This window comes from Mycoplasma sp. 246B (genome assembly GCF_054353935.1).
The window spans coordinates 21320-38022 of sequence record NZ_JBTHHM010000002.1 but is presented as its reverse complement, the minus strand read 5'-3'; the positions used below and the strand labels follow the sequence as shown (position 1 = coordinate 38022).

At 28.6% G+C, this 16703-nt stretch carries 9 protein-coding genes and 1 tRNA gene; 4 read left to right on the top strand and 6 right to left on the bottom strand.

What is annotated here, in order from left to right:
* Positions 1-3 precede the first annotated feature (3 nt).
* The 6 genes from ACXYRR_RS01280 to ptsP form a co-directional block, all read right to left on the bottom strand.
* On the bottom strand, positions 4-1245 hold the full coding sequence (locus ACXYRR_RS01280) for a Y-family DNA polymerase (protein ID WP_458597407.1): 1242 nt from the start codon (positions 1243-1245) through the stop codon (positions 4-6).
* Entirely contained in the window at positions 1238-1648 is a 411-nt protein-coding gene (locus tag ACXYRR_RS01275; RefSeq protein ID WP_458597406.1) for an iron-sulfur cluster assembly scaffold protein, read from the bottom strand. The genes ACXYRR_RS01280 and ACXYRR_RS01275 overlap by 8 nt, the downstream gene beginning before the upstream one ends.
* Positions 1638-2795 carry an aminotransferase class V-fold PLP-dependent enzyme gene (locus ACXYRR_RS01270; protein ID WP_458597405.1) on the bottom strand — a complete coding sequence of 386 codons (1158 nt, stop codon included), beginning with the start codon at positions 2793-2795 and terminating at the stop codon, positions 1638-1640. Before ACXYRR_RS01270 ends, ACXYRR_RS01275 begins: the two co-directional genes overlap by 11 nt.
* Entirely contained in the window at positions 2795-3223 is a 429-nt protein-coding gene (locus ACXYRR_RS01265; RefSeq protein ID WP_458597404.1) for a hypothetical protein, read from the bottom strand. Before ACXYRR_RS01265 ends, ACXYRR_RS01270 begins: the two co-directional genes overlap by 1 nt.
* Positions 3213-3668 (bottom strand): transcription antitermination factor NusB, encoded by a 456-nt coding sequence (locus tag ACXYRR_RS01260; protein WP_458597403.1) that lies wholly within the window; start codon positions 3666-3668, stop codon positions 3213-3215. The genes ACXYRR_RS01265 and ACXYRR_RS01260 overlap by 11 nt, the downstream gene beginning before the upstream one ends.
* A 105-nt stretch (positions 3669-3773) precedes the next feature.
* Entirely contained in the window at positions 3774-5477 is a 1704-nt protein-coding gene (gene ptsP / locus ACXYRR_RS01255) for a phosphoenolpyruvate--protein phosphotransferase (RefSeq protein ID WP_458597402.1), read from the bottom strand.
* Between the two features lie 223 nt (positions 5478-5700).
* Between ptsP and ACXYRR_RS01250 the strand changes: the two genes are divergently transcribed.
* The 4 genes from ACXYRR_RS01250 (at position 5701) to ACXYRR_RS01235 (ending at position 16683) form a co-directional block, all read left to right on the top strand.
* Positions 5701-5784: transfer RNA gene (locus tag ACXYRR_RS01250), tRNA-Leu, on the top strand.
* Between the two features lie 38 nt (positions 5785-5822).
* A complete protein-coding gene (locus ACXYRR_RS01245; RefSeq protein WP_458597401.1) occupies positions 5823-6905 on the top strand; it encodes a M42 family metallopeptidase in 1083 nt (360 codons plus the stop codon).
* A 254-nt stretch (positions 6906-7159) separates the two neighbouring features.
* The gene (locus ACXYRR_RS01240) at positions 7160-11494 is read left to right on the top strand and encodes a hypothetical protein (protein ID WP_458597400.1); all 4335 of its coding nucleotides are present in this window, start codon (positions 7160-7162) and stop codon (positions 11492-11494) included.
* Positions 11495-11496: 2 nt separating this feature from the next.
* Complete coding sequence (locus tag ACXYRR_RS01235; protein ID WP_458597399.1) at positions 11497-16683, top strand: hypothetical protein; 5187 nt, start codon at positions 11497-11499, stop codon at positions 16681-16683.
* The last annotated feature ends 20 nt before the right edge of the window (positions 16684-16703 follow it).

The window sequence follows — 16703 nt, the reverse complement described above, 5'->3', positions numbered from 1 at the left end:
AATTTACCTCTTAAAGACACCTACTTCAATTGAATCAGATTGTCCCCTTCTTTTTTTAATTCGTTCGATGTTATAGTCCGCCAAAGTTTTTAAACTCTTCATTTTCATTTTTGTATTCACTTTATTAATAATTTGATCTACAATGTAGTTAGATTTACATGCTTTTGGTGTTTCTAAAATACTTAAACTACGGTAGTTTTCAAAGGAATTGATTAAGTTTGATACACGGATGCTGATTCCGATGATTTTGGTATCTAAAAAATTATCATAAAAAAGTTGCTTACAATATTTAATAATTTCATCTGCTTCATTGATAAATTTTTCAACTACCATATGTTTTGCGATTCAACCATCACTAAATGTTCGTACACCAAAGCTAATTTGATTACCTAGTTTATATAATTTTTGCAACCTTCTTGATACTTTTTGTGCTTGTATTGCTATATTTTGCAAAATATCTTCAGTGTTTATGTCTTTTTTGTTAAAGGTGATATCGTGACTAATCCCTTTGACTTCAGGAATTTCATCACTAACATCTGAATCAGCAAAATAATTTAAAGCATCTATGAATTTAAATCCGGATGTTTTAAAAATTGATGTCAGTCTTATATCATTATAAGTTAATGTTGCTAAATCCCCAATGGTATTTATTTCAAGGTTTTTAAAGTGATCACCAAGTTTTTCTCCGATACCGTGAAATTTAGTAATCGGTAGACTAAAGAAGCGTTCTTGATAGTTTTTGCTATTAGTTACAGCAATTCCTTTTGGTTTAAATAAATTAGTTGTCATTTTCGCATAAAACTTAGTTTTAGAAATTCCAATACTAATAGGGATTTTAAAGTTGTTTTCGATATCATCTTGCAATCTTTTAGCAAGTTGTAAAGCTTTTTCATCGCTATCAATGCTGCTATGAACTTGGATGTAGCATTCGTCAATTGACCCGATTTCAAATTTATCAGCATAGAACTTTTTAATATATCTAAAAATCGCATTTGAAGTTGCAATATATAAATCAAAACGAGGTTGTTCAATGATTGCTTTTGGTTCTTTTTTTAATATTTCTGATATTTTTGCCCCCGCTTTGATACCAAGTTGTCTAAGTTCATAACTCACTGAAACAGCAACTGAATGGATTCCTTTATTTGCAATCGCTACTGGTTTATTAAGCAAATTAGGTTTTAAAGTTCTAATAGCAGAAACAAAATATGAATCAAAATCAATGTGAAAAATATAAGGTCTAGACATCTTTAAATGCTTTAGTTATCATTAAGGTGCAATGAATGCGATTTGGTTGACTTTTGATGTTATAAAAAACTCATAAATCACCTAATAAATCCATATGTTCATCACTGATATTTTCACCATTAACAAATTTGGTGAAAATATCTACTAGTAAGTCGATTTGTTCTTTTGTTTTGCCTTTAACAGCATCTAAAAACATATCAGCACCTGCTAAAAAAGGTGCACATCCGTGCCCATCAAAACTTGCATCTATTAGGATGTTTTGATCCCATTTTAAATCAACTAATAACTTATCCGAACAACTAGTGCTATAAAAAACATTTGATGTATCAAGTTTTGTTTTATTCTTTGGTTTAAGATAGTGATTCATTATCGTTTCGCGTGCTATATTCGGATTAAAATGCATAAAAATCACCTCCATTTGCTAAAGCATCAATTAATTTATCAATATCTGAATAATTATTATAAATACCTAAAGAAATTCTTAAAAACGAGTGTTCTTTGATGATATTTCTTATATAAGGAGCACAAAAGATTCCAGCAATTGTATAAATATTTTTGCTTCCCAAATATCCTGCAACATCTTGTGCATTAATTCCTTTAACATTAATTAATGCGATAAAATCACCTGGTTTACTTGAAACAGTTATATTAGGTAAATTCATCAGTTTTCTATGTAAATAAAAAGATAGATCTTTTAAAATTTCTTGAGTTTTTTGATAACCTACTTTGTCAAAAAACTCAAGTGCTTTATCAAACATAAAAAAACCTGCAATATCAGGGGTTCCTGGTTCAAATGCATTGATGGTATCTTTTAAAACCCATGATGCATCTTTATGAACTTCTGTAACACTACCACCACCAAATTTTACTGGTTTTAACTTCTTTAAAAGTGTTTCCTTAATCGCTAAAACCCCCATACCGGTAGGACCATAAAACTTATTTGTGCTAAAAACAATGATATCTGAATCGTTTAATGAAACTTTTTGATGACTAATTGATTGTGCAGCATCGTTAAAGACATAAATATTCTTTGAATGTGCTATTTGTGATATTTTTTTGATATCAAAATTTTGATTAAATGTGTTATTTTCTTGAGCGAATGCTAGAATTTTAACATTTTTAAAGGTTTGCAAATCTTCAAGTAAATTATTACTAATATGGATTTTGCATCCTATTTTTTTTGACATTTCAATTCACGGAATAAGGTTTGAAGAATGATTAAAAGCATTTAATAAAATTACATCATTTGGTTTTAATATATGCGAAAACATATTCACAAATAAATTAATAGATTCAGTTGTTCCACTGGTAAAGATTATTTCATGATCCTTACTATCAATTAGTTTCGCCACTTTATTTCTAACAGATGCAATTTTTGAATTCACTAAATTTCCAAGTGGTGTGTCAGCTGTTCTTGAAGAAATTGAGATATTTTTATAATAGTTATAAATTGCATTTGTTGCAGAAATCGGTTTTAAAACCAATGCAGCACTGTCAAAATAAGTAATTTTATTAAGGATTGGGAATTGCTTACGAATCCAGTCATTCATTATAACAACCTCCTTAATATCTTAATCAAAAATATATTATAGTTAGGTATTTTTTTAAATTCATCTAAAAAATCATAGTAATAACTGCGTTTTTTATTATTAAAAGTTATCTCATTTTGAATTTCATCAAAAAACGGACATGTTTTAATAAATTTATGATTTTTGTTTTTATAAATAAGTTGTAAAAACATATAGATAAAAAAGTTTTTAAGCATTAATTTATTTGTGTTTTTAACTATAAAACCTTGTAAAAAGTTATTTATAGTTGCATTAAAACCATTAAAATTATTTTTAATTTCAATTCATTGTATTTTCGATAAATCATATTTTTCAATAACATCTAAATCAATAAAGGTTTTGAATATAAAATTAAATAAACTTTGATGCTTTAAAAAAATATATTTTAATAAAGTTTCATTAGTTTGCATTTCTGCTTTCAGAATCGAGTACAATGACCGCTTTATAAAAATTCTCTAAAATAGCATTGACAAATTGATATAAAAGTTCGTCATTAGAGGTTTTGTATGACTTAGATGGCTGTCCAAAATATTCTTTAGTAATAATCACGGCTTCATTTATTACAATTTTTGGTTGTATAGAATAAAATTCTACACATGCATTTATTAATATTGCACGAATAAGTGGACTAAGTCGTTGTCAGGGTCAATCCTCGTTTAATAACTTCTGCAGTATTTTTTTAACAAAAACAACTGAATTTTTGACCTTGATAAAGAAAAGTTTTTGTTCAAAATTTATTTGAAATTCATTAATAATAGCTTCGAGGTTATAAGGAATATCAAGTAATTCATGTTTATAAATAATTTCGATGTTTTTTATTCTTAATGCATGCCTAGAAATATTTTTTACTGCCATCTTTACCTCGGATGATTTTATTTTGCTATTATATCATAATTTACTTGATTTTTCGTATAAAAGGATGAAAACAAGCACCATATGTGCTTGATTTTAACTTTTAAATTATGATAAAGATTCTGCTAATAATTTCTGAACTTGTTCTTGGTTTTCACATTCAATTGCTTTTTGAGCAAGTTGTTGCATTTGTTTATAAGAAAGTTGATTTACTAATTCTCTACTTGCTAAGATGCTACTTGCTGACATTGAAAATTCATCTAAACCTAAACCTAATAAAATAGGTAAAGCATTACGATTACCAGCCATTTCTCCACACATACCAACTCATTTTCCGTGCTTATGTCCACCGTCGATGATATGTTTAATTAATCTCAAAATCGATGGATTAAGTGGTTGATATAAATAAGAAATATTTTCATTCATCCGATCTGCAGCCATTGAGTATTGAATTAAATCATTTGTTCCAATTGATAAAAAGTCAGCATATTTTGAAAACATATCAGAAAGTACTGCTGCAGCAGGTGTTTCCATCATCATACCTACTTCAATTTTATCCTTTGCAGCAATGTTTTTATTAGTTACATAAACTTCATCATATGCTTGGTTATAAAGTTCTTTTGCTGCTAAAAACTCATCAACATTAGTTATCATCGGAAACATTATTGCAACTTTACCAAACTCACTTGCACGAACTAATGCACGAAGTTGAGTTTTGAAAATATCTGGATTTTGTAGACAAAAACGAATTGCACGATATCCTAAGAAAGGATTCATTTCTTTCGGGAAAGCAAAGTATTTTAAAGTTTTATCCCCACCGATATCTAGTGTTCTAATCACTACTCTTTTACCATTCATTTTTTGTACTGCTTCTTTATAAGCTAAAAATTGTTCTTCTTCAGTTGGTCAGTGATCATTATCCATATATAAAAATTCTGATCTAAACAATCCAATTGCTTCAGCATCGTTATCTAAAACGTCTTGTAAATCTTTTGGAGAACCAATATTTGCAGCAAGTTCAACATGGTGAAAATCAGTTGTTTGTGAAGTTTTTCCTTTTAAGTTTTTAAGTTTGTTTAAATATTCTTGATATTCTGTTTGTGCTTTTAAATATACCTTTTGTTCTTGTTCGGTAGGGTTAATAATAACAGTTCCTTTTGATCCATCTAAAGCAATTACATCACCGTTTTTAGTATATTCCATTACTGAATTTGTTCCAACAACTGAAGGAATTGCTAAACTACGAGCCATAATTGCTGTATGCGATGTAGGTCCACCAATATTTGTAACAAATCCCTTAACGAATTTTTTGTTTAATTGTACAGTTTGTGATGGGCTTAAATCTTCGGCAACAATTACAACTTCAGAATTAATTGATGTTAAATCTGGTTCTTCGATATTGTTTAAAGCAAATAATAACTTTTTAAGCACATCCTTGATATCTGCAACACGCTCACGCATATATTCATCATCGATACCTGCAAACATATTCGCAAACTCTGTATATACTTCATTTACAGCATATTCAGCAGTTAATGATTCGTTTTTGATTTTATTTTCAATACTTTCCTTAGCAGCCGGATCCATTACAAATCCAATATGTGCATCAAAAATTGCCGCATGTTCTGGATCGCTTGCTAAACTTTTAGTATGCTCAAGTTTTACAATCACTTTATCAGTTGCATTAGCATATGCTTTTAATTCTAAATCTATATTATTTGTATTTTTAGTAATTTCAACAGGTAATTCTTTGATTTTGAATACCTTAGCGATAGCAACTCCACGAGATGCTCCGATTCCTGTAAGTTTCATATTATCTCCTTTTTGCTTGATATATGATGTTGATATTTTATACTTTTAAAAAAAAGATTATATTAAATTAATTTGTAGTTTTAAAAAAGTATGTAAATATTTCCAAGATTGATATAGATATATTTATTTAATATTCTAAATATTATATTTACTAAATGATAAAAATGAAAAATTATCACTTTTGTTTTAAATTTTACTAAAAAAGTGTATTATTTAGTTAGTTGCCTTAGTGGTGGAATGGCAGACACTGCGGACTCAAAATCCGCCGGAGAAATCCATGCAGGTTCAAGTCCTGTCTAAGGCACCATATAATCAGCATTGCTGATTTTTTTATTAGGAGAATAAATGCAAGCAAAATATCAAGAATTATCTACCAGACTAAAAAAATATATGTCAATTGAAGCAATGTCGCGTTTTGAAGAGCCAGTAGTTGATGAACTTAAAAGAAATATTAAGGGTTTTGAAGTTTCTAGAGATAAATTAGGTTCAGTGATTTTTTACAAAAAATCAAAAGTAGAAAATGCTCCAAAAGTAATGATTGCTGCACATATGGATGAAGTAGGATATATGGTTCGCTTAATTGCTGATAATGGTAATTTAATGGTAACAGCAATTGGTGGACAATGACCTTCTGTTGTAATTGGAACTAAAGCAATTGTGGTGAATTCGCAAAATCAAAGATTTACAGGTGTTTTTGGACACACCAGCATCCATATCCAAACAAACGAATCACTTAAAAATGCAGTTAAGACTGATGATCTATATGTAGATTTAGGTTTTAAAAGTAAGCAAGAAGTTTTGGATGCAAAAATCGATATTGGAGATAAAATTTTCATTAGTGGTGAATATGTAGAACTTGCAAATGATTTAGTTGGTGGTAAAGCAATGGATAATCGTGCTGGAGTTACAGCATTAGAATTTATAGCTAGAAATATCGCTGATTTACAATTAGAATGTGATGTCTATTTAGTCGGAACAGTTCAAGAAGAGGTTGGAACTCGTGGAGCTAGAACATCCGTATCAATTATTAATCCAGATGTAGCATTTGCAGTCGATACAGGTGCTGCACACGATACAACTGGTGCTAAATCTGGTACACCAGTTTGTGGAAACGGAGTATCAATTTTAGTAAAAGATTCTGGAACCTTACCAGATGCTAAATTAATTGAATATCTCTTTGAAGTTGCAAAAAATAAACAAATACCTGCATATAAATATGTAGCAGGTGGTGGTGGAACCGATGCAGCAGAATTACAATTTGCACTAGGTGGATCTGCTGTAATGACTATTTCAATTCCACAAAGATATTTACATAGTCCTATTGGTGTTGCATCTTTGGTAGATATCCAAGCAACAATTGATTTAATGACAGAATTCTTAAAATCTTATTCACCAAAAATACACTCAGAAAAATTAGCATATAAATAGTCGGTTAATATCCGACTTTTTATATGCATATCAAATAAAATTCAACCATTTTTATAAAAAAGTATTATACTATACAAAATTTCAATATTTGTTTTTAGATATTAAGTTATCACTTATATATCTAAAATAAAAGCAAATAAAAAATGATATTTTAATGAAAAATTGCACATAATTGTTATTAAAATATCTATATATGCTATAAAAACAAAAAAATTATAAGGATTTTGATAGCATTAAATTATAAAGGAATCATTATGCGAAAAAAGAAATTTAGAAAATATATAGTTCCTACTTTTTTAGGTTTTACAACAGTTTCTGCTGTAGCTTGCACTAATGCAAACACAGAAGTATATGAAAAAAAACAGGTATATCTTAATAGTGTACAAACTCAAAGTACATCAAATTCGGCTACAATTAAAGCATTTTTAGATCATCCAGTTTCTTCAAATGGTTATTTTTCGTTAGTTTATAATAATCAAAATGTTAACGGAACCTTATCAGTCGATAAAAAATCCGTTACTTTTATCATAAACGGTTTATTTTCTAATAAAATATATACCTTTGATATTAAATACAATGGTAAATCATTGAAAACAGCAAAGTTACAAAACCAATTTTTATTTAAAACTAAACCACAAAATAATGTAGAACAACCACAAACACCTAAAGATAATGAACAAACTCCCCCCCCAACATCAGGTGAGAAAGCACAACCAGGGAACCAACCATCAACACCAAATCCATCAGATCCTGAAAAACATAATCCAGAAAATCCTGGTGATTCACAAGAAACAAATCCTAATCCAGGAGATGTCGAACAGACCACACCACCAGGTAACCTTAATTTAGATGGTAATCAAAAACCAAATAATTCATCAGAAAAAGAAAATAACCCAAATCCTAAAAAAGATAATTTTAGTATCTCAAATGTATCGTGAAGTAATGTTAATGCAACCGATGCTACATTAAATTTGAATTTTTCTAATCATACACTTGCTGATGCAAAAAAAAACAATCTTTTAATAACCATTTCAGATGGACAAAATCATACTCAAAATCTTTTAATAACTGAATCTAGCACTTTATCTACAACTTTTTATTCACTTAAACCGAATACAACTTATACCTTAACATCCGTATCATTAAATGGGAATTCTTTAGCTCTACCAAGTAGTAATTTATCATTTACAACATCGCAACAACAAATTGAATCAAGTACACCAACAAAAGAACAAAAAATATATCATGTGCAAAATTCTAGTATTTCTAATATCCAAAGCGATAAAGCGCGCATCAATGTTTCATTAGATACATCACTTGATGCATCAGATAATGTCACATTATCACTACAGGATGCAAACGGACGTCGTTTAGATTTTAGCAATCCAGCTGTAAATAATACTAATCTAATTTTTGATGTTTACAATCTTGCATCACATACAACATATTATCTTGATAACATCCAAATTGGAAGTCAAAATATACCTTTGAATAATCAAACTTTTACTACTAGTGATAAGACTGTGCAATTTAATGCATTGAACTATAGTCTTTTAGATTCATTTACTAAATACGATGAACAGGTAAGTAAATTTAATGCTAAGGATAACTTACATATTAAAGAAATATCATTGATTAATAATAAAATGTTGTGGTTTGCTTTTGACCATTTACCAACTTCTAAAAACAATGATTTCAAATTTACCTTCAACGGACAAAATTACACAACTAAATATAATGGAACATCACAAAATATTTTAGTTGATGTAAGTAATGGTAATTCAAACAATACTATTTCTAACATAATGTATGCAAATCAAGCAGTAGAGTTTAGTGGTAGTATTAAAGTTATAAATAAAACAGGAACAACTGCTACATCTAATGTAAGTTCATTTAGTATTAACAATAACAAAGTTAATGTTAATGTAAGTTATTTACCTAATCAAAGCAATGATAAATATCTTATTACCATCAAACCTGATGTAAATGTCTATGATGCAGATATAGCAGTTGCTGGAACTTATAAAAACGGACATATTGAATCTGAAGGTATTATTAACTTTAATCAAGGATACAATAAATACATTATTACTGATGTCACAGCATTAAATAACAATTATTCTTTTAATGTTCCCGAAGAAGTTGCTTGAAGTTCAAATCAAACCTTTAATCCAACTATTACAAAAATACAATTTGCTCTTTCAGATGCTTCTACTAATACATATGTAGGAGCAATCAACCTTAATGCTACCGATTCAGAAGTCGAGCAATTTAAAAACAAATATGTTAAACTTACTTTTGTAGACTTAGTGCAAAAGAATACTCCGGCTGATACAGACGATCAAAAACGCAGTTATGGGTATTCATCAGACGGTGGAGATTGATTTGAACGTCAATTTCGCCAAGAAAACACAAAATCAGTGTTTTTAAACTTTGATGAACTTAAAAAGTTTTCTTTCACTGGACTAACCGAAGGAATTACTTGAAAACTAAATCAAGTACAAATTGTTAATAAATATGATTTATCATCTGTTATAGATTATGATGATGAAGGAAAAGATGGTGATAGCAAACATCGTAAATTATCTTTAATTCAGCAAAGTGGAACAACTGAGTTAAAACCAAGTTTAGATGTTTCTAAAAATACTTATTCAGATGCTTTGGGAACAACTTTTAGTCAAACTAATTTAAATATAACTAATAACTCACAATTTCAAGAATCACAGTTAACAGATAATACAAATGGAAATGTACCAAAATCTATCCCTTTTAATTGACATAACTATATAACATTAAATAATGCTTATTTAAAGAACACATTGTTTTTAACACATTATAGTAGTGATATTAATACTTATGTAGCAACAGCTTATACACAATACAATAATCCATTACCTGTTATAGAATTTGATAATCATAAAGAATATAATTTTGCTGCAATGAAAGAAAATGTTCTAGATAAAGAAATGAATGAAAATTCTAATAGAACTGAAGTTTATGTTGAAAAAGACATCCGAAATTTCAAAAATTTAGATAGCAATAAAGAAGCAATTATTAATTTTTCTTTTGTGGCAAGTCCAAAACAAGTTAATTTTAGACAATTTTCTTTTGGTAGTTTTGATTGAGCAGTATCTTTTAGTTGAAATAAACTTAATGCAGCAGCTAACAAAACTATTTCTGATATCAAAATAAAATTCTTAGGAAAAACCGAAGATTTATTAAAGAAGATTGGTAGAAAAATTGATTCAAATGACAGTTATCATTTAACATTGACTGACCAACAACTTGAAGATTTGATGAATAAACATCTTAAAGCACAAGTATCATTAAGTGGCGATAAATTAAAAATCTCGTTAATAGCTCGCGAAGGGCATATTAATAAAGATATGTATATTCATAATCTTTCTTCAAGTTATTCAACATTTGTTGATAAAACTTGAAATTATTTGTCGATTATGTATTTAAAAAATGGACAACCACTTTCATTTACAAATGAACACACAAAGGCAAAAAATCAATTAAAAATAGATGGATTTGAATTTGATAAAGAGACAAAATTTAAAAGTATTGGTTATAATGATGATTCTTCTGGACCTGTTAATATCGAAGTTACAACATGATATACAAATTCTTCACCTCGAAATACAGTTCAAGATGATGTTATAACACGTTCTTTTGGAACTTGATGGGGGACAGCTTGGATGATTGGTAAAGTAGATCCAGATAATGAAAATGATAATCGATATTATTTTGGAACAAATATCCATGTACCTGTATTAAATTCTGGATATATATCTGCTCCAAAACCACATACTTCAAAAGAAGATGTTAGCTTATTTTTAGGTGGTTCTTGATCTAATACTGGTAATTCAATTTTTTGGACATCTGATAATAATGACAACAAGAGTATGGACGGTAGTTTATCAAATGTTGCCGCTAAAAACAGAACTGATTTTAAAATTCACATCATTGATATTACTGAATTGATAAATTATTATAATCAACATAAAAGTGATCCAAATAAAGAAAATGATCCGAAATTTAAAACAGCTGAACATATCTACAAATGAAAGAGTCTAAAACATAATAAAGTATCTAAAATGGGCCGTTATATCCACCCATATATGTATTATACAATGTATATGTCTTCTTTCCCAGGTTCTACTACACATAATACTAAAAAGAATATCCAAGTTCGTCAAAATTTTATTGGTGACATCTTGTTTTATCCAGGTGATAAAGTTCCAAATGCTAAAACAGAAAAAGTTGGATTTATTAAACGTTTTAAAAATTCTAGTGGTGAGATTATTAAAGTTAATGCTAATTATCAACTAACAGGTGGTTCATCAGGGACAGGGTTATATGATCATGAAGGAAACTTTTTAGGAATTCATGCTAATGAAGAAAATGGTGAGGCATCTTCGTATTTACTATCTTCACAAAGAATTAATTTCTTTGGTGAATTAAATGATTATAATAATGGTTCATTTGCTTATAAAGTGCAACGATTGAATCGTTTGTATCCTAAAAAACATAAAATGCTCGATATCTTCAGCGAATTTGAAAATCCAATTAAAAAATGGGAGTAATGATGAAAAAGATAAAAAAACTACTTATTTCCAGTGTATTTGTTAGTGCAGGTGTATCTGCTATAACAATCGCTTGTGGAAATCCTGAAACTAAAAACCAGCAAAGTTTTGATGGAAAAGTTGAAACAGTTAATGTGAATAACAACTCAGCAGTAATAAAAATAAAGTTATTTAAAACTTATAAAGCTACTGATATTTCATTACATTTAAGTAAACCAACCCAATATGATATGCCTAATATCAGCATCTTATCTAATATCCTAACTGTAACTTTTGAAAACATAAAAGCAGATACACAATATCAAATTGACCAAATTTTTGCTAATGGAAATGAATTAAAATTCTCTGATTCTGATAAAGCTAAATTACAATTTAAAACACCTAAAAATCAACAAGATGTAAAAACAGATGCAAACATCATAAGTGTTGATTCAGATTCTACAACTGCAACAATCACATTAAAGCTAACAAACAAAAATTTAGATGCAAGTAAATTATCTGCTACCTTAAACCCTACTGCACCTGCATCGATTACATCAAAAGATGATGTAATTACTATAAAATATACCAACCTTACTCCTAATACTGATTATAATTTATCCCAACTTAATATTGATGATACAGTTTTAAAATTATCAAACAATGACCAAAATAAATTGTTCTTTCATACAGCATCAATAAGTACCGATCCACAGATTACTCAATTATCTCTTTCTGATGATAATAGCAAATTATATGTAAAACTTGCTAATGTTGATGCATCAATGTTTGCAAATGAAGCAAAAATTAAATTTAAAAATATTGCTCGCACTCTTACATCGAAACTATATGATGCAAATACACATTTACTTACTTTTGATATTTCAAGCATTACAAAACCTGATAATAATAAATTAGGTATTTCATATTTAGAAATTGCATCAACTCAATATCACAGTAATTTAACCGTTACATTTAATGCCTCGAATAATTCAGAAACGACTCCAATGAATCCTATAACACCACCAGATAATCAACCAGGTGGTGAAAATCAAGGCGGACAAGGTGATTCACAAACAAGTCAAGGTGGTTCGAATAGTGAACCACAAAATCCAAGTAATCCAAGTGAACAAAACCCATCTGATGAAAATGCTCCAGGTAATCAAAATCCATCAACTACTAACCCTGATGAAAACAGTAAACCTGTCGAAAAACCAAGACCAACCAAAGATGAATTTACCATTAATTCTATTGATGTAACTGATATTTCAAAAACATCAGCATCGTTGCGAATTTCATTTACATCAAATAGTAGATTACATGATGCGAATGTGCATACCTTTGATGCATCATTATCTAATTCTAAAAGTTTACAAGTTACAAATTATACCGAAGGTAATAATTTGTATTTGAATTTTGCTAATTTATCAGCCAATACAACTTATCAACTTATATCCTTAAAATTAAATAATGTTGCTTTAAATTTACCAAACATCAATCCAACATTTAAAACATTAGATATTAATGCTAAGACATTCGTAAGTGATAACTTTAAAAAAGTTTTTAACGATGGACATGTCTTTGGGATGTATAGCAAAGATTTAATAAATGTAAATACATATACAAACACAACTGATTCAGAAATTAAAGCAGATAATTCATTAACTAAATATTTTTCATTCATCGATGGTAGTGATTACAAACATGTTGATAAAGATGTTTTAACTCCACCACAAACAACTCAAATAATTAAGTCTACTATTGCTGATAATACCATTAAATTAGAAATCAAGACTGTTAATTTAGCAAATAATACATCACTTACTTTAAAATATAAAAAAGCAAGCAAGGATTCTCTTGATTCAGCAAGTGAATCAACTGTTAGTGGAACTGTTAATAATAATTTAGTTACTTTTACAATATCAAATTTAACTACAAATGATTTTGTAAAAATAACAGGTTTAAGTATTGGTTCAACTGCTATTAACCATTTTAGTGGATTAAATACTATTTATGAAAATAAAAACTATACAAGCGAATCAAGTGCTTTTAGTTTTAGTAGTGAGAATAATTTTCAAGCAAAAAGAGATTCTAAAGGTGGTGTTTTTCTCGAATTTACTGCAGCAAAAAAATCTGATAGTTCAAATGTAGATTTTCCACAATATTTTATTAAATATAAAGATAATAATACATTTAACTACAAACAATTCGGAAGATCTGCGATCGATGGTTTACCAAATGTTAAAAAATACAATGTATATTTACCACCAAATGAAGCACATATTTTTGATAATTATGTTGACTTAGTTTTACAAAAAAACACTGGTGGAGATAGCAAATACTACGATGTCAAAGGTTTTCCTGGATTTAATAATTCATCAGGAACACTTACAAATAACTATAAAAATCCTGTTTTAGATATTTTATCTTCTAAGGTAGAAAATAATAAAGTTGTTGTTACATATTCACAAACTTTAAATGATACTATAAGTTCAATTAAGTTCTTGGTAAAAAACTTGAACCCCTTTGATCCATATTCAAAACTTATTGATGCAACAGTAGATAAAAATAAAAAAACTGCATCATTTGATACATCAGTCTTACCTAAAAACATCTCTAAATATATCATTACTGCTGCACAAGTAGGAGATGAACAAACAGGATTTTCATTTTTAGATAAATATAAATTTAGCACCAGTGTTTCAACTAAAACCTTTAATTTATCTAAATTTACAACATATTTAGATGAAAGTAATAAAAAATTATACGGATCAGCAAAATTTGATTTTGCTGATGAGGATCTAAAGTTGTTCAAAAACAAATGAATTGTTTTCGAACTAAATCCCGAGATTAAAACAGAAAGTACTGAAGCATACGGGTATGTTTTACCACCGACATTAAAATTGATTGTTCCATTTGAAAAATTATGAAAATTCCAAATTTCTGGATACTTTGAGAATGCTAAATATACTATTTCAAAAATTTATGCAACCGAGAAACAAAGAATGGATATGTATTATGATAAATTTAGTATTCCTGCTAATGTCGAAAAATCATTTAGATATCATTTTAATTATTCATCAAACGGAAGCAGTCCTTATTTATTAACTGATAATTCTGAAAATACTATGACAACAACATATTCAGATAACGATTTAATCACTCAAAATAAAAACTTAACCGTTGATGACTTAATTGGTTATTGAATGAAAGATGAAACAAAAAACAAAATCCCTTATTCATTGCAAAATCATTTTGCTTTGGTTGAATATGAGCGAATGTGAAAATATCGTAAATTAGAAGATGATAGTACAAAAGAAAAAAAGAACTTTATTTTAGTTGATGATAGTGGTAAGCAACTTGACTTTTTCTTCTTTACACCACGTGAAATTCTTTCTCATACTATTTTTAATTTTGGTAATAACCATCATTCTATATCAATTGAAAAAGACTTAGATGAATATAAAAACTGAGAAAGTTTTAAAGATGATGTATATTTTACCTTTAGATTTGAATTAGAAAATACTAAAATTATTATGAGTAAAACTAACCGTAATTCATCTGTACCAGTTCCAAGAGGATTGCTTTCATTTGTTAATGTTTCAGTTTCTTTCAAAGAACTTTTAGCAAAACATACTATTAATGATGCTACTTTTACAATTACTCCAAGAAACGAAGATGCATTATTTAACCAAACTTTATTTGCAATGATGAAAGATCGTTATTCATTTAAAGTAACTTATGATGAATCAAGTAAGAAGTTAAAATTAGAAGTTATACCAAAACATTCAGATATTTATTTTACAGATATTTTATCTGAACATATTTTGGCTAATAAGTCATCTGCTTTTGTTGGAAATGTCTTTTTAACAATGAATTATGTTGATGATAAAAATAACCCAACTAAAAACCCAACTTATCAAGGAAAACCACTTAAAGATTCAATGTCGGTATCATTAACTGAAACCATTCAATCGCGTCCACAAGCACAAGAAGAAGCAAAAACTGTTGCTTCATACGATAAATTCCAACAAACATCTAAACTTAAAAGCGAAGATGGTATCGTTCAACGTTTATATTCTGATGATACCTTTAATGTATTAACTGATGTACGCAGAAGAACTTTTGCTTTTGATTATCATGGTCGTGGAACCTGAGGATTATTTAATAAGGTAAAACCTGATGATGCAAGTGATCATCGCTACTATATTGTATCCAACTCACATAATATCGATTTATTAGATGATGCTAATGCATCATGAGTGCGAAATGGACAGAGTTTAGATGGATTAGATATTGAACGTAGAACTAGAAATAATATATTATCTCCAATCTTTATAAAAAAACCGACTGATACAGCAGATAATATGCAAAAAAAACAACCAATTTTGGAAGGTCATGGTTTAGGACAAAATATGATCAGCAATTTAAGTATAGAAATTGTTTCACACTTTTTTGCTAATGGTAAAGATATTCAAGATTCATACAAAGATCCATATTTTAAAGACTTTCGAGATAATTATGGTAATGAACTTAAAACTGGAGAAAAATATTCCGATGTTGATGTAGCTATTATTGATATTTCATGATTTGAAAATAACTTTGCAGGTAAAAATATCGATGATAGTAATTTTACTTTCCAAGGACAAAAACTTACCGATGATCAAAAGCGAATTATCAAATTCTTTTTAGATTGAAAGAATGCTAAACCAATTAAAATCTCAAATGAATTATTACATCAAAATGCTTATAATAATTTAAACTGAATCGTCGGTTCGATGCCCGGACAAAATTCTAAAAACCCTGATTCACCAACAGGAACAGGTCAAGCACGCTTTCGTGAGTATTTATTAGGTAATTTTAGATACCAAGGAAAAATTAGCAGTGTCGGTTCTTTAAACCATCAAAATGATACCATTGTGTATGGATGAAACAGTGTGGATTTAGCTGCTGGTTCATCTGGATCAAATGTTTTTGATAGTCAAGGTAATTTAGCTGGTTTAGTTACCCAAGATCAATATGGTGCTACTGCTAACGAAGGAACTGCATCAATTATGCTACTTGATGGTCAAAGAATTGGATATATCGGAAACGGACATCATCCACAAAACCCATATTCATTTTACGAAAAAATACGTTTACTTTCTTACTTATTTCCTGAACGTTATGGAGCAAAAAACTTCTCTGAGCAACCTGCTGATTTATTCTAAAAAAACACCACAACTGATGT